The 17,733-nt window shown below is 57.8% G+C and carries 15 protein-coding genes, 1 tRNA gene and 2 rRNA genes; 2 read left to right on the forward strand and 16 right to left on the reverse strand.

Annotated features, from left to right (window positions below; all coding sequences use genetic code 11):
• Window position 1 precedes the first annotated feature (1 nt).
• From hscA to trmJ, 8 genes are all read right to left on the reverse strand, one after another.
• Entirely contained in the window at window positions 2-1,864 is a 1,863-nt protein-coding gene (gene hscA / locus U367_RS0116555; RefSeq protein WP_028617849.1) for a Fe-S protein assembly chaperone HscA, read from the reverse strand.
• A gap of 53 nt (window positions 1,865-1,917) precedes the next feature.
• Window positions 1,918-2,439, reverse strand: a complete 522-nt coding sequence (gene hscB / locus U367_RS0116560) for a co-chaperone HscB (RefSeq protein ID WP_028617850.1) — start codon at window positions 2,437-2,439, stop codon at window positions 1,918-1,920.
• An 8-nt stretch (window positions 2,440-2,447) separates the two neighbouring features.
• Window positions 2,448-2,771, reverse strand: a complete 324-nt coding sequence (gene iscA, locus U367_RS0116565) for an iron-sulfur cluster assembly protein IscA (protein ID WP_003175963.1) — start codon at window positions 2,769-2,771, stop codon at window positions 2,448-2,450.
• Window positions 2,772-2,799: 28 nt separating this feature from the next.
• Window positions 2,800-3,186 carry a Fe-S cluster assembly scaffold IscU gene (gene iscU, locus U367_RS0116570; RefSeq protein ID WP_028617851.1) on the reverse strand — a complete coding sequence of 129 codons (387 nt, stop codon included), beginning with the start codon at window positions 3,184-3,186 and terminating at the stop codon, window positions 2,800-2,802.
• Between the two features lie 99 nt (window positions 3,187-3,285).
• Complete coding sequence (locus U367_RS0116575; protein WP_010207898.1) at window positions 3,286-4,500, reverse strand: IscS subfamily cysteine desulfurase; 1,215 nt, start codon at window positions 4,498-4,500, stop codon at window positions 3,286-3,288.
• 50 nt (window positions 4,501-4,550) lie between these two features.
• Window positions 4,551-5,042, reverse strand: coding sequence for a Fe-S cluster assembly transcriptional regulator IscR (gene iscR, locus U367_RS0116580; RefSeq protein WP_003194020.1), 492 nt, complete (start codon window positions 5,040-5,042; stop codon window positions 4,551-4,553).
• A 256-nt stretch (window positions 5,043-5,298) separates the two neighbouring features.
• Complete coding sequence (gene cysE / locus U367_RS0116585; protein WP_028617852.1) at window positions 5,299-6,081, reverse strand: serine O-acetyltransferase; 783 nt, start codon at window positions 6,079-6,081, stop codon at window positions 5,299-5,301.
• A gap of 2 nt (window positions 6,082-6,083) precedes the next feature.
• Window positions 6,084-6,854, reverse strand: a complete 771-nt coding sequence (trmJ, locus tag U367_RS0116590) for a tRNA (cytosine(32)/uridine(32)-2'-O)-methyltransferase TrmJ (RefSeq protein WP_025859279.1) — start codon at window positions 6,852-6,854, stop codon at window positions 6,084-6,086.
• Between the two features lie 145 nt (window positions 6,855-6,999).
• Here trmJ and suhB point away from each other — a divergent pair, with 145 nt between their 5' ends.
• A complete protein-coding gene (gene suhB / locus U367_RS0116595; protein ID WP_003175971.1) occupies window positions 7,000-7,815 on the forward strand; it encodes a type III secretion system regulator SuhB in 816 nt (271 codons plus the stop codon).
• 57 nt (window positions 7,816-7,872) lie between these two features.
• On the opposite strand, the gene U367_RS0116600 is transcribed toward suhB, so the two are convergent.
• From U367_RS0116600 to queA, 6 genes are all read right to left on the reverse strand, one after another.
• Window positions 7,873-8,415 carry a glycine zipper 2TM domain-containing protein gene (locus U367_RS0116600; RefSeq protein ID WP_010207894.1) on the reverse strand — a complete coding sequence of 181 codons (543 nt, stop codon included), beginning with the start codon at window positions 8,413-8,415 and terminating at the stop codon, window positions 7,873-7,875.
• Between the two features lie 123 nt (window positions 8,416-8,538).
• On the reverse strand, window positions 8,539-9,453 hold the full coding sequence (gene secF, locus U367_RS0116605) for a protein translocase subunit SecF (RefSeq protein WP_028617853.1): 915 nt from the start codon (window positions 9,451-9,453) through the stop codon (window positions 8,539-8,541).
• Window positions 9,454-9,462: 9 nt separating this feature from the next.
• Complete coding sequence (gene secD, locus U367_RS0116610) at window positions 9,463-11,331, reverse strand: protein translocase subunit SecD (RefSeq protein ID WP_028617854.1); 1,869 nt, start codon at window positions 11,329-11,331, stop codon at window positions 9,463-9,465.
• A gap of 62 nt (window positions 11,332-11,393) precedes the next feature.
• Window positions 11,394-11,732, reverse strand: a complete 339-nt coding sequence (gene yajC, locus U367_RS0116615) for a preprotein translocase subunit YajC (protein ID WP_003175975.1) — start codon at window positions 11,730-11,732, stop codon at window positions 11,394-11,396.
• Between the two features lie 43 nt (window positions 11,733-11,775).
• The gene (tgt, locus tag U367_RS0116620; protein WP_003175976.1) at window positions 11,776-12,891 is read right to left on the reverse strand and encodes a tRNA guanosine(34) transglycosylase Tgt; all 1,116 of its coding nucleotides are present in this window, start codon (window positions 12,889-12,891) and stop codon (window positions 11,776-11,778) included.
• Between the two features lie 5 nt (window positions 12,892-12,896).
• A complete protein-coding gene (gene queA, locus U367_RS0116625; protein WP_028617855.1) occupies window positions 12,897-13,946 on the reverse strand; it encodes a tRNA preQ1(34) S-adenosylmethionine ribosyltransferase-isomerase QueA in 1,050 nt (349 codons plus the stop codon).
• A gap of 108 nt (window positions 13,947-14,054) precedes the next feature.
• Between queA and U367_RS0116630 the strand changes: the two genes are divergently transcribed.
• Window positions 14,055-14,139 (forward strand) — tRNA-Leu (locus tag U367_RS0116630).
• A gap of 366 nt (window positions 14,140-14,505) precedes the next feature.
• Here U367_RS0116630 and rrf read toward each other — a convergent pair.
• A 5S ribosomal RNA gene (gene rrf, locus U367_RS0116635) occupies window positions 14,506-14,621 on the reverse strand.
• A 156-nt stretch (window positions 14,622-14,777) separates the two neighbouring features.
• Window positions 14,778-17,669: ribosomal RNA gene (locus U367_RS0116640) — 23S ribosomal RNA — on the reverse strand.
• Window positions 17,670-17,733 lie beyond the last annotated feature (64 nt).

Consider the following 17,733-nt stretch of genomic DNA (forward strand, 5'->3'; position numbering starts at 1 on the left):
ATTATTCCTCGATTTCATTCAGGTTGCGTCCCGCCAAGGCGGCTTTGACCGTCTGGTCCATACGACGGGCGGCAAAGGCATCGGTCACTTGGGACAGGCGCTTGGTCTGTTGCTCGATGGCATAACCATCGTCGCCTTTCATCAGTTCGGCCAGTTCCTGCATTTGCAGGTCGATGACCATGCGCTCTTCGGCATCCAACAGGCGCTCGCCGTCAGCATCCAGCGCGCCCTGCACCGCTTCGAGCAGGCGCCGGGCGTCGACTTGCTGCTCACGCAATACCCGGGCGACCTTGTCGTCACCGGCATATTGGAACGAGTCCTTGAGCATCTTGGCGATTTCACCGTCGGTGAGGCCGTAGGACGGCTTGACCTGGATGCTCGCCTCAACGCCTGAGCCCAGCTCGCGCGCGGCCACATTCAACAGGCCATCGGCGTCAACCTGGAAGGTCACGCGAATCTTCGCCGCACCCGCCACCATCGCCGGAATGCCGCGCAATTCAAAGCGCGCCAGGGAGCGGCAGTCGCTGATCAGCTCGCGCTCACCTTGCAACACGTGAATCATCATGGCCGTCTGGCCATCTTTGTAAGTAGTGAAGTCCTGGGCGCGGGCGACGGGGATGGTGGTGTTGCGTGGAATCACCTTCTCCATCAAGCCACCCATGGTTTCGAGACCCAGGGACAGTGGGATCACGTCGAGCAGAAGCAGTTCGCCACCATCGCGTTTGTTACCGGCCAGGGTATCGGCCTGGATCGCAGCGCCGATGGCGACCACTTGATCCGGGTCGATTTCAGTCAGCGGCTGGCGACCGAAGGCTTCGGCGACGGCTTCACGCACGCGCGGCACACGGGTGGAGCCACCGACCATGACCACGGCGCCGACATCTTCCAGCTCGATACCGGAATCGCGCACCGCGCGGCGGCAGGCTTTCAGGCTGCGGGCAACCATCGGTTCGATCAACGCATCGAAGGCTTCGCGCGTCAGTTGGGCCGACCAGTTGCCGTAGGAAACTTCAACACTTGCAGCATCGGTCAGCGCTTCCTTGGCCGCGCAAGCAGTTTGCAGCAGGTTGCGCTGCGCGCCCGGGTCCAGGTCGGCAGACAAGCCGGCGCTGCTGATGATCCAGCCCGCAATGGCGTGGTCGAAGTCATCGCCGCCCAGGGCGCTGTCGCCGCCGGTCGCGAGCACTTCGAAGACGCCGCCGGTCAGGCGCAGGATAGAAATATCAAAGGTGCCGCCGCCCAGGTCGTAAATAGCGACAAGGCCTTCGGCGTGCTGGTCCAGGCCATAAGCCACGGCCGCCGCAGTCGGTTCGTTGAGCAGGCGCAGTACGTTCAGGCCGGCGAGTTTTGCCGCGTCCTTGGTGGCCTGGCGCTGAGCGTCATCGAAATAAGCCGGAACGGTGATTACGGCACCGACCAGTTCGCCGCCCAGGGTTTTCTCCGCGCGTTGGCGCAGCACCTTGAGGATATCGGCCGACACTTCCACCGGGCTTTTCGGGCCCTGGATGGTGTCGATGAACGGCATGTGGGATTCACCGCCAACAAAGCGGTATGGCAGTTGGTCGCCCAATTGCTTGACGTCGGACAGACCACGACCCATCAAGCGCTTGACCGACAGCACAGTGTTCAGAGGATCGCTAGAGGCTGCCAGCTTGGCTGACTCACCGACTTCGGTGCGATCAGCGTGATAACGCACGGCGGACGGCAGGATCACCTGGCCATCAGCGTCGGGCAACGGCTCGGACAGGCCGCTGCGCAAGGCAGCAACCAGGGAATTGGTGGTGCCCAGGTCAATCCCGACCGCCAGGCGACGCTGGTGCGGTTGAGGGCTTTGGCCGGGTTCGGCGATTTGCAGTAGGGCCATGGTAATCAGGTCTTATCTGTCTATCAGGCGTGCATCACGGGCAGCACACTGGGTTAATCGTCGAGGCGCTCTTCTAGCTGGCGCACTTCGTAGGTGAGCTTGTCGAGGAACTGCATGCGCCGCATCAGGCGTTCGGCCTGTTCACGTTGCGCAGCATCATCCCAACAGGCTGCGAAGCTTTCGTTGAGTTCATCCTGGGCCGTTTTCAGACGACGCTTGAAGACTGCGACGCCGGCCAGATCGGCTTCGTCCTGCAAGTCTTCGAGTTCTTCGCGCCACTGCATCTGCTGCATCAAGAAGTCCGGGTCGTGAACCGTGACTTCCAGCGGCAACTCGCCACCATTCATCGCGAGCAGGTAACGCGCGCGCTTGGGGGGGCTTTTGAGCGTCTGATAGGCTTCGTTGAGGCTGGCCGATTGCTCCAGCGCCAGGCGTTGCTCACGCTCGGAGGCGTCAGCAAAGCGGTCCGGATGCACGCCACGCGCCAGTTCTCGGTAGCGCGTGGCAAGCTGCTCAAGGTCCAGCCGAAAGCTCGGCTGCAGCTCGAATAAAGCGAAATGACAAGGAGTACCCACGAATAGCCTCAGATGTTGAAGCTTTCGCCGCAGCCACATTCACCGCGCACGTTGGGATTGTTGAACTTGAAGCCTTCGTTCAACCCTTCCTTGACGAAATCGAGCTCGGTGCCGTCCAGGTAGGTCAGGCTTTTAGGGTCGATGATCACTTTCTCGCCGTGACTTTCGAACACCTGGTCTTCCGCAACCACTTCGTCGACAAACTCCAGCACGTAGGCAAGGCCGGAGCAGCCTGTGGTGCGAACACCCAGACGAATCCCCTCACCTTTACCGCGCCCATTCAGGGAGCGGCGAATGTGCTGTGCAGCCGCTTCTGTCATGCTGATAGCCATCGTTGACTCCTTACTCGTCGCCAAATGCTTAGATCAAGCCTTTCTTCTGCTTGTAGTCGCGAACGGCCGCCTTGATGGCGTCTTCTGCGAGTACCGAGCAGTGGATTTTCACTGGCGGCAGGGCCAGTTCTTCGGCCAGCTGGGTGTTGCTGATGGTGACAGCCTCGTCCAGGGTCTTGCCTTTCATCCATTCGGTCGCCAGGGAGCTGGAGGCGATGGCCGAACCGCAGCCGTAGGTCTTGAACTTGGCGTCTTCGATAACGCCAGCGTCGTTGACCTTGATCTGCAGGCGCATCACATCGCCGCACGCCGGAGCGCCGACCATGCCGGTGCCGACATCAGGGTCTTCCGCGTCCATCTTGCCGACGTTGCGCGGGTTTTCGTAGTGGTCGATGACCTTTTCGCTGTAAGCCATGGTACTGAATCCTCACTCATCAGGGCCGCTCTGGAACCCTGTAGAAACGCCTGCGTTTTCCGCCACGTTCCTACAGAGCTTGGGTGGCGGCTTCTATATTTAGTGTGCCGCCCACTCGATCTTGGAAATATCGACACCGTCTTTGTACATGTCCCACAGCGGCGACAGAACGCGCAGCTTGTTGACGGCTTCGCAGACTTTCTGCGCGGCGTAGTCGACTTGCTCTTCGGTGGTGAAACGGCCGAACGTAAAGCGGATCGAGCTGTGTGCCAGTTCGTCGTTGCGGCCCAGGGCGCGCAGTACGTATGAAGGCTCAAGGGACGCCGAGGTGCAGGCCGAACCGGACGAAACCGCCAGATCCTTGAGCGCCATGATCAGCGACTCGCCTTCGACGTAGTTGAAGCTCAAATTCAGGTTGTGCGGTACACGGGCGGTCATGCTGCCGTTGATGTACAGCTCTTCAAGGTTCTCGACCTGCTTGTAGAAGCGATCGCTGAGGGCCTTGATGCGCACGTTTTCGGCAGCCATGTCTTCCTTGGCTACACGGAAGGCTTCGCCCATGCCGACGATCTGGTGAGTCGCCAGGGTGCCCGAACGCATGCCGCGCTCGTGACCGCCGCCGTGCATGGTGGCTTCGATGCGCACACGTGGCTTGCGGCTCACATACAGGGCGCCGATGCCCTTAGGGCCGTAGGTCTTGTGGGCAGAGAACGACATCAGGTCGACTTTCAGCTTCGACAGGTCGATGTCGACCTTGCCGGTGGACTGAGCAGCGTCGACGTGCAGCAGGATGCCCTTCGAGCGGGTCAGCTCGCCGATGGCCGCGATGTCGTTGATGGTGCCGATTTCGTTGTTCACGTGGATCACGGAAACCAGGATGGTGTCTTCACGCAGGGCCGCTTCGATCATGGCCGGGGTGACGATACCGTCGGTGGTTGGCTCGAGGTAGGTGACCTCGAAACCTTCACGCTCCAGTTGGCGCATGGTGTCGAGGACAGCCTTGTGCTCAATCTTGGTGGTGATCAGGTGTTTGCCTTTGGTCGCATAGAAATGCGCCGCGCCCTTGATTGCCAGGTTGTCAGACTCGGTAGCACCGGAGGTCCAGACGATTTCCCGTGGGTCGGCGTTGACCAGGTCAGCGACTTGGCGACGAGCGTTCTCGACCGCTTCCTCGGCTTTCCAGCCGAATACGTGGGAACGGGAGGCCGGGTTGCCGAAGTTTCCGTCAACCAGCAGGCATTCGCTCATCTTTTGCGCGACACGCGGATCAACCGGGGTGGTCGCTGAGTAATCAAGGTAAATCGGCAATTTCATGGACTTTCTCCTAAATCAGGCTGGCTGGCGTGCCGTTAGCTCTTCGGCTGTCACTCGACGGCGGACGCTTCGATCTTGTCCAGACGCGGCGCCTTGGTGTTGCAACGGCGCTGGTCCTGACGCTGGGCTACTTCTTGCACCTCACGGCGAGTCACAAGATCAGCCAAGCTGATACCACTCAAAAACTCATGGATCTGCAGGCTCAAGTCACACCACAGGTGGTGTGTGAGGCAGGTGTCGCCGGCGTGGCAATCACCCAGGCCCTGGCATTTGGTGGCGTCGACGGATTCGTTGACCGCGTCGATCACCTGAGCCACCTGGATACCCTGCATGTCGCGGGACAACTGATAGCCGCCGCCTGGGCCGCGGACACTGGAAACCAGGTTGCTACGGCGCAACTTGGCAAACAGTTGCTCGAGATAGGACAGGGAAATGCCTTGGCGCTCGGAGATATCGGCCAGGGACACCGGCCCAGTTTGCGCGTGCAAAGCCAGGTCAAGCATGGCGGTCACCGCGTATCGGCCTTTTGTAGTCAGTCTCATGGACAATTACCAAGGTGTTTCAGAATGTGGGCAAGTATGCGATTCCCGAGTATTTAAGTCAACTATAAGACCTAGTACTTTAGTCAGGATTACCCGTAAAAAGGGCGCGCGAATCATAGCAGGGTGCGAGAGGTAATGGCACATTCAACATCATGTGGCCGATAAAGCGTAAACCTTGTAGGAGCCCGGCTTGCCGGCGATAGCGACCTTAACGACGCCATCGCCGGCAAGCCGGACTCCTACAGGAATAAGTACTTTAGCTAGCTTGCTGGTTGGTTTCGGCCTTGATCTCGGCGAAGTCTTCTTCGCGTAGCTCAGGCAGATCCTTCGCACAGTACGGACTGCCCAGGTCCTTCAGCGCACCGCACATGCCATCCAGCTTGCCGTCCACCGCTTGCAGGTGATCCAGCAACTGGCCAATGGCTCGCGCCACCGGGTCAGGCATGTCTTCGCTGACGCCATAGGCATCGAAGCCGATTTTCTCAGCCATGGCCTTGCGCTTGGCTTCCTGCTCGTCGCCGACTTCCGGCTTGACGATGATTCGGCCAGGAATACCTACAACGGTTGCACCTGGCGGCACAGCCTTGGTCACCACCGCATTAGAGCCGACCTTGGCGCCCGCGCCGACAGTGAACGGGCCGAGCACCTTCGCGCCCGCACCTACCACCACACCATCACCTAGAGTTGGGTGGCGCTTGCCCTTATTCCAACTGGTCCCACCCAAGGTCACACCCTGATAAAGGGTCACGTCATCGCCGATCTCGGCAGTCTCGCCAATCACGATACCCATGCCATGGTCGATGAAGAAACGACGACCCACCTTGGCGCCCGGATGAATCTCGATCCCCGTCATCCACCGCCCGAAGTTCGACACCAACCGCGCCAGCCATTTCCAGCCCATGCCCCACAGGGCACCGGAAAGGCGGTGAATCCAGATGGCGTGCATGCCCGGATAGCAGGTCAGCACTTCAAAAGCGTTGCGCGCCGCCGGGTCACGGTGGAAAACACTTTGGATATCTTCTCGCAAACGCTCGAACATTTTTAATCCTTCCGCTTAAGAAGCTCGCCACGGGCCGCTTTCTGGGTTTCCGTGAGGATGCCACGCAATATGTTCATTTCTGCCCGGCTGACCGAGCTACGTCCGTAAAGGCGACGCAGGCGTGCCATCAAGTGCCGCGGCTTTTCCGGATCGAGGAATTCGATGGCCACCAGGGTTTGCTCCAAGTGTTCATAGAACCGCTCCAACTCGTCCATGGTGGCCAACTCGCCACTTTTGGTCGACGCGACCTCTTCCTTCTCTACCTTGCTCGGCTGACCCGCAGCGGCCAGCCAGGCCATGCGCACTTCGTAGGTCAACACCTGCACCGCCGCCCCGAGGTTCAGCGAGCTGAATTCAGGGTCCGATGGGATATGCACATGGTAATGACATCGCTGCAGCTCTTCATTGGTCAGGCCGGAGTCCTCACGACCAAAGACCAAGGCTATTTCAGCGCCGCCGGCGGCTTCTTCGACCACTTTGGTGCCGCATTCACGCGGATCCAGCAGCGGCCAAGGGATGCGACGGTCGCGGGCACTGGTGCCGAGCACCAAGTTGCAGCCGACCAAGGCGTCTTCCAAGGTGGCGACAACCTGGGCTTTTTCCAGGATGTCATTGGCGCCGGACGCACGGGCATCAGCCTCGTGGTGCGGGAACACACGCGGTTCGACCAGCACCAGGCGCGTCAGCCCCATGTTTTTCATGGCTCGCGCCACCCCGCCGATGTTACCGGGATGACTGGTATTGACCAAGACGACACGAATGTTTTGCAGCAAGGGAGGCGCTCTCGGACACGGGAAAGGGGAGCAAATCTTACAGAACAGCCTAAGGTTATGCCATGAAAGCTAACGTCGTCCTTCACCTGAAGAAAGTTTCTGCTAGAATGCTCGGCTTTCTTTAACAACCTTAGGTGACACATCCATGCAGCCCATGCTGAATATCGCGCTGCGCGCCGCCCGCAGCGCCAGTGAATTGATCTTCCGCTCCATCGAGCGCCTGGATACCATCAAGGTCGACGAAAAAGACGCCAAGGATTATGTATCCGAGGTGGATCGCGCCGCCGAACAGAAAATCATCGATGCCCTGCGCAAGGCCTACCCTACCCACGGCATCCTCGGTGAAGAAACCGGCTTGCACAAAGGCAGCGGCGAAGGCGAAGACTATCTGTGGATCATCGACCCACTGGATGGCACCACCAACTTCCTGCGCGGCATCCCGCACTTTGCCGTGAGCATCGCGTGCAAATACCGTGGTCGCCTGGAACACGCCGTCGTCCTGGACCCAGTCCGCCAAGAAGAATTCACCGCCAGCCGTGGCCGTGGCGCCCAGCTGAATGGTCGTCGCCTGCGCGTCAGCGGTCGTACCAGCCTGGACGGCGCCCTGCTGGGTACCGGCTTCCCGTTCCGTGATGACCAGATGGACAACCTGGAAAACTACCTGGGCATGTTCCGCGCCCTCGTTGGCCAGACTGCCGGCATCCGTCGTGCCGGTGCCGCGAGCCTGGACCTGGCTTATGTGGCTGCTGGTCGTTTCGATGCGTTCTGGGAGTCGGGCCTGTCCGAGTGGGACATGGCTGCAGGCGCCCTGCTGATCCAAGAAGCAGGTGGCTTGGTGAGCGACTTCACGGGCGGTCACGATTTCCTTGAGAAAGGCCACGTCGTTGCCGGCAACACCAAATGCTTCAAGGCAGTACTGACGGCCATCCAGCCGCACCTGCCTGCATCGCTGAAGCGCTAAGCGAGCGAGCACAAAAAAGCACCCCGAGGGGTGCTTTTTTTATGCCTGTAGAACCGGTTACTGCTGGTTCTGACCCAGAATCAGACGACCCTCTTTGTCGACTGGAATCTGGCTGCCAGGGTCACGCTCCATACGCACGGAACCTTCCTTGCCATCCAGGTTGTAACGCACGTCGTACCCGACCACCTTGTCGCTGATGTCGTTGACGGTGTTACAACGGGTTTGCGTGGTGGTGTAGGTATCGCGGTTCTGCATGCCTTCCTGAACCTTGTTACCGGCGTAACCGCCACCCACCGCGCCGGCTACAGTCGCCAGCTTCTTGCCATTACCGCCACCGATCTGGTTGCCGAGCAAACCACCCGCCAGGGCGCCTACGACCGTACCGGCGATTTGATGCTGATCCTGCACCGGACGCTGCCGGGTCACGGTGACGTCCTTGCAGACCTCACGGGGAGTTTTTATCTGGGTTTTAACCGGCTGCACCGCCAGCACTTGCGCATACTCAGGGCCGCTTTTTACCAGGCTGTAGGTGGCAACAGCACCCCCGGCAGTCACACCGACAGCACCCAATACCGCACCAACCAGCAACGACTTGTTCACGTGAACCTCCTGACCATCACAAGCGGACCGAAACGTCCGCGCTATACCCAGCCTTGGAGCAAAAAAAAAGGCGCGAGTTCAATACTCGCGCCTTTCTTGTCACAGCCGATCAACAAACGCCCATCAAGGACGGTCGTCAACCTCCTTGCCAGTGCTGGCCGGAGGGATCAGGTCTTCGCTGTTGAGGTTCAGCCAGATCAGCACCACGTTGGCGATGTAGATCGACGAGTAGGTGCCCGCCAGAACGCCGATGAACAGCGCCAGGGAGAAGCCCCACAGGTTGTCGCCACCGAAAATCATCAGCGCAGCGATCGCCAGCAAAGTGGAAATCGACGTCGCCATGGTCCGCAACAGGGTCTGGGTGGTCGAGACGTTGATGTTCTCGATCAGCGACGCCTTGCGCAGTACACGGAAGTTCTCACGAACCCGGTCGAATACCACGATGGTGTCGTTGAGGGAGTAACCAATGATCGCCAGTACAGCGGCCAGTACGGTCAGGTCGAACGTGATCTGGAAGTACGCGAGGATACCCACGGTGACGATCACGTCATGGATCAGCGACACAATGGCGCCGACACCGAACTTCCACTGAAAGCGGAACGCCAGGTAGATCATGATACCGACCAGCGCCATCAGCATGCCGAGGCCGCCCTGGTCGCGCAGTTCTTCACCGACCTGCGGGCCCACGAACTCGACACGCTTGACCGACGCAGGGTTGTCGCCGCCGACCTTCTGCAAGGCCTCGGCTACCTGGTGACCCAGTTGCGGGTCTTCGCCAGGCATACGCACCAGCAGGTCGGTGGTGGCACCAAAGCTCTGCACGATGGCTTCGTGATAGCCGGCCTTGACCAGCTCGTTGCGCACCAGGGTCACATCGGCCGGTTTCTCGTAGGTCAGCTCGATGAGCGTACCGCCGGTAAAGTCCAGACCGTAGTTCAGGCCCTTATGGAACCAGCTGAACAACGCCAGAACGGTAAGGAGCACGGTGACGCCGAACGCAACGTTGCGAACGCCCATGAAGTTGATTGTACGTAACATGGCAGCCCCTTAAATCCACAACTTCTTGAAGTCACGCCCGCCATAGATCAGGTTGACCATTGCGCGGGTCACCATGATGGCCGTGAACATCGAGGTAAAGATACCGAGGGACATGGTCACCGCAAAGCCCTTGACCGGGCCGGTACCCATGGCGAAGAGAATCCCACCCACCAACAATGTGGTCAGGTTGGAGTCGAGAATCGCGGTAAATGCCCGGCCGAAGCCTTCGTTGATTGCACGCTGTACGGTCATGCCATTGGCGATCTCTTCACGAATCCGCGAGAAGATCAGTACGTTGGCATCTACCGCCATACCCATGGTGAGTACGATACCGGCGATACCTGGCAAGGTCAGCGTAGCGCCCAGCAGCGACATCAGGGCCAGCAGCATGACCATGTTGCCCGCCAGGGCCACGGTGGCGATAACACCGAAGAAGCGGTAGATGGCGATGATGAACAGGGACACGAACAGCATGCCCCACAAGGCCGCATCGATACCCTTGGTGATGTTGTCGGCACCGAGGCTCGGGCCGATGGTACGTTCTTCAGCGAAGTACATTGGGGCAGCCAGGCCACCGGCACGCAGCAGCAGGGCCAGCTCCGAGGATTCGCCCTGGCCGTTCAAGCCAGTGATACGGAATTGAGCACCCAGTGGCGACTGGATGGTCGCCAGGCTGATGATCTTCTTTTCTTCCTTGAAGGTCTGAACCGGCACGTCTTTCTCGACGCCGTTGACCATCTGCTTGGTATAGGTGGTCACCGGGCGTTGCTCGATGAAGATCACCGCCATGCTGCGACCGACGTTGCTGCGCGTGGCGCGGCTCATCAGTTCGCCGCCATGGCCATCCAGACGGATGTTCACTTCAGGGGTGCCGTGCTCGCCAAAACCAGCCTTGGCGTCAGTCACCTGGTCACCGGTGATGATCAAGCCACGCTCGATCAACGCAGGAGGACGGTTGCCTTCGCGGAACTCGAACTCTTCGGAAGTGGCGCGAGTAGCACCCGGCTCAGCCGCCAGACGGAATTCCAGGTTGGCGGTTTTACCCAGGATACGCTTGGCTTCAGCGGTGTCCTGTACGCCCGGCAGTTCAACCACGATACGGTTGGCACCCTGGCGCTGAACGATTGGCTCAGCCACACCCAGTTCGTTGACGCGGTTACGTACCGTGGTCAAGTTCTGCTTGATGGAGTATTCACGGATTTCCGCCAGCTTGGCCGGGGTCATCGCCAGACGCAGTACAGGTTGACCGTTGAGGTCGGCCGGTACGATGTCGAAATCGTTGAAGTTCTTGCGGATCAGTGCACGGGCCTGTTCGCGGGAAGCTTCGTCAGAGAAGCCCAGCTGGATGGCACCGTTGAGCTGCGGCAGGCTGCGATAACGCAGGCGCTCTTTACGCAGCAGGCTCTTCACGTCGCCTTCGTAGACCTTCAGTCGAGCGTCGAGGGCTTTGTCCATGTCGACTTCCAGCAGGAAGTGCACGCCACCGGACAAGTCCAGACCCAGCTTCATCGGGTGCGCGCCAATCTTGCGCAGCCAGGTTGGCGTGGTCTGTGCCAGGTTGAGTGCGACAACATAGTCGTCACCCATGGCCTTGCGCACGACATCTTTGGCCGGCAATTGGTCTTCTGCCTTGGTCAGGCGCAGCAAGCCGCCCTTCGAATCAGCCGCCAACGTTGCCGCCTTGACCTGGATACCCGCGTCAACGAGCGCTTTGCTCGCGCGTTCCAGGTCGGCCTGATTGACCTGCAGCGAAGTGCTGGCGCCAGTGATCTGGATCGCCGGGTCATCAGGATAGAGATTGGGAGCGGAATAAATAAAACCGATCGCCAGCACCGCCAGGATCAGTACGTATTTCCACAGAGGGTATTTGTTCAGCATCACGCCGCCCGCTTATAACGCGGGGCGCCTTGCGCGCCCCGTCGATTGGTAAAGGTTGTTACTCAGATCGCTTTGAGCGTGCCTTTTGGCAGCGTGGCGGCGATGGCGCCCTTCTGGAACTTCATTTCTACGGTGTCGGAAACTTCCAGAACCACGAAAGCATCGGAAACCTTGGTGATCTTGCCGGCGATGCCGCCAGTGGTCACAACTTCGTCACCTTTCTGCAGGCTGCCCAGCAGGTTTTTCTGCTCTTTGGCGCGCTTGGCCTGTGGACGCCAGATCATCAGGTAGAAGATGACCAGGAAGCCGACCAGGAAAATCCACTCGAAACCACCGCCCATAGGGCCGGCAGCAGCAGGCGCAGCGGCATCAGCCATGGCGTTAGAGATAAAAAAGCTCATTTAGCACTCCAGTTGCAAATAGTGAATCTTAGGGTCGGAAAACTCAGTCCAAGGGCGGCACAGGGAGCCCGCGCTTGGCATAGAAGGCATCGACGAAGGCGGCCAATGTACCCTGTTGAATAGCCTCGCGCAAACCAGCCATCAGGACTTGGTAGTGACGCAAATTGTGGATGGTATTCAACATGCTACCCAGCATTTCCCCACACTTGTCCAGATGGTGCAGATAAGCACGGGAGAAGTTCTGGCAGGTGTAGCAATCACAGGTGGGATCCAGCGGCGAATCATCATGGCGATGGAACGCGTTACGGATCTTCAGCACGCCTGTATCGATGAACAGATGCCCATTGCGGGCATTACGGGTTGGCATCACGCAATCGAACATGTCCACACCGCGGCGCACACCCTCTACGAGATCTTCCGGTTTGCCAACGCCCATAAGGTAACGAGGTTTGTCAGCCGGCATCAGGCCCGGCAGGTAATCCAGCACCTTAATCATTTCGTGCTTGGGCTCGCCCACCGACAAACCGCCGATGGCCAGGCCGTCAAAACCGATTTTGTCCAAGCCTTCCAGCGAGCGTTTGCGCAAGCTTTCGTGCATGCCGCCCTGGACGATACCGAACAGCGCAGCGGTGTTGTCGCCGTGGGCATTCTTCGAACGCTGGGCCCAACGCAGGGACAACTCCATGGAGATCCGCGCGACGTCTTCGTCAGCCGGGTACGGCGTGCACTCGTCAAAAATCATCACGATATCGGAGCCCAGGTCACGCTGGACCTGCATCGACTCTTCCGGGCCCATGAACACTTTGGAACCGTCCACCGGCGAGGCGAAGGTCACGCCCTCCTCCTTGATCTTGCGCATGGCGCCCAAGCTGAACACCTGGAAACCACCCGAGTCGGTCAGGATCGGGCCTTGCCATTTCATGAAGTCATGCAGGTCGCCATGCTTCTTGATCACTTCGGTGCCCGGGCGCAGCCACAGGTGGAAAGTGTTGCCGAGGATGATCTCGGCGCCGGTGGCGACGATGTCACGCGGCAGCATGCCTTTGACGGTGCCGTAGGTGCCGACCGGCATGAAAGCCGGGGTCTCGACGGTGCCGCGCGGGAAGGTCAAACGGCCGCGGCGAGCTTTACCATCCGTGGCCAGCAATTCAAACGACATACGACTCATGATTGTTCCTCTGGGCCGCGCGGCGCCGGGTTACGGGTGATAAACATCGCATCACCGTAGCTGAAAAAACGGTACTCGTTGGCGATGGCGGCTTGATAAGCGGCCATGGTTTCCGGGTAACCGGCAAATGCCGAAACCAGCATCAACAGCGTGGATTCGGGCAGATGGAAGTTGGTCACCAGGCAATCGACCACATGGAATGGCCGGCCTGGGAAGATAAAGATATCGGTGTCGCCGCTGAACGGCTTGAGCACGCCATCACGGGCCGCGCTTTCCAACGAGCGCACACTGGTGGTGCCCACTGCGACTACGCGTCCGCCACGCGCCTTGCACGCCGCGACAGCGTCCACCACTTCCTGGCTGACTTCCAACCACTCGCTGTGCATATGGTGGTCTTCGATGTTATCCACACGCACCGGTTGAAACGTGCCGGCCCCCACGTGCAGGGTCACATAGGCGGTCTCGACGCCCTTGGCGGCAATCGCATCGAGCAGCGGTTGATCGAAGTGCAGGCCTGCGGTCGGTGCAGCAACGGCGCCGAGGCGCTGGGAGTAAACCGTCTGATAGCGTTCGCGGTCCGAGTCTTCGTCGGGGCGGTCTATATAGGGAGGCAACGGCATATGGCCGACGCGCTCCAGCAGCGGCAATACCTCTTCGGCAAACTTGAGTTCGAACAGCGCATCATGACGCGCCACCATCTCGGCTTCGCCACCGCCATCGATCAGTATGGAGGAACCCGGTTTCGGCGACTTGCTCGAGCGCACATGGGCCAGTACGCGATGACTGTCCAGTACTCGCTCAACCAGAATTTCCAGCTTGCCGCCAGATGCTTTCTGGCCAAACAACCGCGCCGGAATCACTCGGGTATTGTTGAACACCATCAGATCGCCAGGGCGCAAATGCTCAAGCAAATCAGTGAATTGACGGTGTGCGAGGACGCCACTCACCCCGTCCAGGGTCAGCAGTCGACTGGCGCGACGCTCGGCCAAAGGGTGGCGAGCGATCAGCGAATCAGGGAGTTCAAAAGTAAAGTCAGCAACGCGCATGATGGAGTTCGTCTAGCAGGGCCGGGAAGTCTAGCGGAATTAGTCAAAATTGACCATGAAAGGTGATTGACCAACGGTAATCTCATCTCTATACTTCGCCGCCATTGAGCCCTGATGGCGGAATTGGTAGACGCGGCGGATTCAAAATCCGTTTTCGAAAGGAGTGGGAGTTCGAGTCTCCCTCGGGGCACCATCTTAAAAAAAGACCTTGAAATTCAAGGTCTTTTTTTTCGCCTGTAGAAAAGTGCATCACCTGCAAAGTTGTTCTTTTGTGAGCGGTGCACCACGCCAACGCCCCTCTCCAGGCGCGCTCTGACACGCGCTGTCAGCGCAATGCCCGCCTACCATTCATCGCGCACTTACAAGCCTCTAGCAGCTACTGGAGAGCGCTCAACGCGTCGAACGCATTTGGGTGCCAGCGCCACCGAGCATGTATGAAAAACCAGATTAATGCGGAGCTGAAAGCACCGATGAAGTGATCACGCCGAGTATTTGGGGACTTTTCGACCGCCCAAAACAAAACCCCATCTGCTTTCGCAAATGGGGTTTCGGAATTTAATCTTGACGATGACCTACTCTCACATGGGGAAACCCCACACTACCATCGGCGATGCATCGTTTCACTACTGAGTTCGGGATGGGATCAGGTGGTTCCAATGCTCTATGGTCGTCAAGAAATTCGGGTACTGAATCGTGGCTTATGCCTCGCTTCAGCAAATTGGGTATGTGACAGCTTTCGGTGTTTTATGAGCGTCGAACTTTCGGTTCATTTTCGTCTTCACACACCGCAATCTGATGCTCGTTAGAGTAGTCAAATTGCTTGGGTGTTATATGGTCAAGCCTCACGGGCAATTAGTATTGGTTAGCTCAACGCCTCACAGCGCTTACACACCCAACCTATCAACGTCGTAGTCTTCGACGGCCCTTCAGGGAACTCAAGGTTCCAGTGAGATCTCATCTTGAGGCTAGTTTCCCGCTTAGATGCTTTCAGCGGTTATCTATTCCGAACATAGCTACCCGGCAATGCCACTGGCGTGACAACCGGAACACCAGAGGTTCGTCCACTCCGGTCCTCTCGTACTAGGAGCAGCCCCTCTCAAATCTCAAACGTCCACGGCAGATAGGGACCGAACTGTCTCACGACGTTCTAAACCCAGCTCGCGTACCACTTTAAATGGCGAACAGCCATACCCTTGGGACCGGCTTCAGCCCCAGGATGTGATGAGCCGACATCGAGGTGCCAAACACCGCCGTCGATATGAACTCTTGGGCGGTATCAGCCTGTTATCCCCGGAGTACCTTTTATCCGTTGAGCGATGGCCCTTCCATACAGAACCACCGGATCACTAAGACCTACTTTCGTACCTGCTCGACGTGTCTGTCTCGCAGTCAAGCGCGCTTTTGCCTTTATACTCTACGACCGATTTCCGACCGGTCTGAGCGCACCTTCGTACTCCTCCGTTACTCTTTAGGAGGAGACCGCCCCAGTCAAACTACCCACCATACACTGTCCTCGATCCGGATAACGGACCTGAGTTAGAACCTCAAAGTTGCCAGGGTGGTATTTCAAGGTTGGCTCCACGCAGACTGGCGTCCACGCTTCAAAGCCTCCCACCTATCCTACACAAGCAAATTCAAAGTCCAGTGCAAAGCTATAGTAAAGGTTCACGGGGTCTTTCCGTCTAGCCGCGGATACACTGCATCTTCACAGCGATTTCAATTTCACTGAGTCTCGGGTGGAGACAGCGCCGCCATCGTTACGCCATTCGTGCAGGTCGGAACTTACCCGACAAGGAATTTCGCTACCTTAGGACCGTTATAGTTACGGCCGCCGTTTACCGGGGCTTCGATCAAGAGCTTCGCGTTAGCTAACCCCATCAATTAACCTTCCGGCACCGGGCAGGCGTCACACCCTATACGTCCACTTTCGTGTTTGCAGAGTGCTGTGTTTTTAATAAACAGTCGCAGCGGCCTGGTATCTTCGACCGGCATGAGCTTACGGAGCAAGTCCTTCACCCTCACCGGCGCACCTTCTCCCGAAGTTACGGTGCCATTTTGCCTAGTTCCTTCACCCGAGTTCTCTCAAGCGCCTTGGTATTCTCTACCCAACCACCTGTGTCGGTTTGGGGTACGGTTCCTGGTTACCTGAAGCTTAGAAGCTTTTCTTGGAAGCATGGCATCAACCACTTCGTTAACTAAAAGTTAACTCGTCATCAGCTCTCGGCCTTAGAATCCCGGATTTACCTAAGATTCCAGCCTACCACCTTAAACTTGGACAACCAACGCCAAGCTGGCCTAGCCTTCTCCGTCCCTCCATCGCAATAACCAGAAGTACAGGAATATTAACCTGTTTTCCATCGACTACGCTTTTCAGCCTCGCCTTAGGGACCGACTAACCCTGCGTCGATTAACGTTGCGCAGGAAACCTTGGTCTTTCGGCGTGGGTGTTTTTCACACCCATTGTCGTTACTCATGTCAGCATTCGCACTTCTGATACCTCCAGCAAGCTTCTCAACTCACCTTCACAGGCTTACAGAACGCTCCTCTACCGCATCACTTACGTGATACCCGTAGCTTCGGTGTATGGTTTGAGCCCCGTTACATCTTCCGCGCAGGCCGACTCGACTAGTGAGCTATTACGCTTTCTTTAAAGGGTGGCTGCTTCTAAGCCAACCTCCTAGCTGTCTAAGCCTTCCCACATCGTTTCCCACTTAACCATAACTTTGGGACCTTAGCTGACGGTCTGGGTTGTTTCCCTTTTCACGACGGACGTTAGCACCCGCCGTGTGTCTCCCATGCTCGGCACTTGTAGGTATTCGGAGTTTGCATCGGTTTGGTAAGTCGGGATGACCCCCTAGCCGAAACAGTGCTCTACCCCCTACAGTGATACATGAGGCGCTACCTAAATAGCTTTCGAGGAGAACCAGCTATCTCCGAGCTTGATTAGCCTTTCACTCCGATCCACAGGTCATCCGCTAACTTTTCAACGGTAGTCGGTTCGGTCCTCCAGTTAGTGTTACCCAACCTTCAACCTGCCCATGGATAGATCGCCCGGTTTCGGGTCTATTCCCAGCGACTAGACGCCCTATTAAGACTCGCTTTCGCTACGCCTCCCCTATTCGGTTAAGCTCGCCACTGAAAATAAGTCGCTGACCCATTATACAAAAGGTACGCAGTCACCCAACAAAGTGGGCTCCCACTGCTTGTACGCATACGGTTTCAGGATCTATTTCACTCCCCTCTCCGGGGTTCTTTTCGCCTTTCCCTCACGGTACTAGTTCACTATCGGTCAGTCAGTAGTATTTAGCCTTGGAGGATGGTCCCCCCATATTCAGACAAAGTTTCTCGTGCTCCGTCCTACTCGATTTCATGACTAAGAGATTTTCGCGTACAGGGCTATCACCCACTATGGCCGCACTTTCCAGAGCGTTCCGCTAATCTCAAAGCCACTTAAGGGCTAGTCCCCGTTCGCTCGCCACTACTAAGGGAATCTCGGTTGATTTCTTTTCCTCAGGGTACTTAGATGTTTCAGTTCCCCTGGTTCGCCTCTTGCACCTATGTATTCAGTACAAGATAACCATCTTATGATGGCTGGGTTCCCCCATTCAGACATCTCCGGATCAAAGTCTGTTTGCCGACTCCCCGAAGCTTTTCGCAGGCTACCACGTCTTTCATCGCCTCTGACTGCCAAGGCATCCACCGTATGCGCTTCTTCACTTGACCATATAACCCCAAGCAATCTGGTTATACTGTGAAGACGACATTCGCCGAAAATTCGAATTTCTCA

Origin of the sequence: Pseudomonas canadensis (assembly GCF_000503215.1) — a bacterium.
GTDB lineage: Bacteria > Pseudomonadota > Gammaproteobacteria > Pseudomonadales > Pseudomonadaceae > Aquipseudomonas > Aquipseudomonas canadensis.

Coding starts and splice junctions, on each gene's coding strand:
- iscR (WP_003194020.1), bottom strand. CDS start 5,042: ATGAGACTGACTACAAAAGGCCGATACGCGGTGACCGCCATGCTTGAC.
- suhB (WP_003175971.1), top strand. CDS start 7,000: ATGCAGCCCATGCTGAATATCGCGCTGCGCGCCGCCCGCAGCGCCAGT.
- U367_RS0116575 (WP_010207898.1), bottom strand. CDS start 4,500: ATGAAATTGCCGATTTACCTTGATTACTCAGCGACCACCCCGGTTGAT.
- secF (WP_028617853.1), bottom strand. CDS start 9,453: ATGTTACGTACAATCAACTTCATGGGCGTTCGCAACGTTGCGTTCGGC.
- iscA (WP_003175963.1), bottom strand. CDS start 2,771: ATGGCTATCAGCATGACAGAAGCGGCTGCACAGCACATTCGCCGCTCC.
- secD (WP_028617854.1), bottom strand. CDS start 11,331: ATGCTGAACAAATACCCTCTGTGGAAATACGTACTGATCCTGGCGGTG.
- iscU (WP_028617851.1), bottom strand. CDS start 3,186: ATGGCTTACAGCGAAAAGGTCATCGACCACTACGAAAACCCGCGCAAC.
- hscA (WP_028617849.1), bottom strand. CDS start 1,864: ATGGCCCTACTGCAAATCGCCGAACCCGGCCAAAGCCCTCAACCGCAC.
- tgt (WP_003175976.1), bottom strand. CDS start 12,891: ATGTCGTTTGAATTGCTGGCCACGGATGGTAAAGCTCGCCGCGGCCGT.
- queA (WP_028617855.1), bottom strand. CDS start 13,946: ATGCGCGTTGCTGACTTTACTTTTGAACTCCCTGATTCGCTGATCGCT.
- cysE (WP_028617852.1), bottom strand. CDS start 6,081: ATGTTCGAGCGTTTGCGAGAAGATATCCAAAGTGTTTTCCACCGTGAC.
- yajC (WP_003175975.1), bottom strand. CDS start 11,732: ATGAGCTTTTTTATCTCTAACGCCATGGCTGATGCCGCTGCGCCTGCT.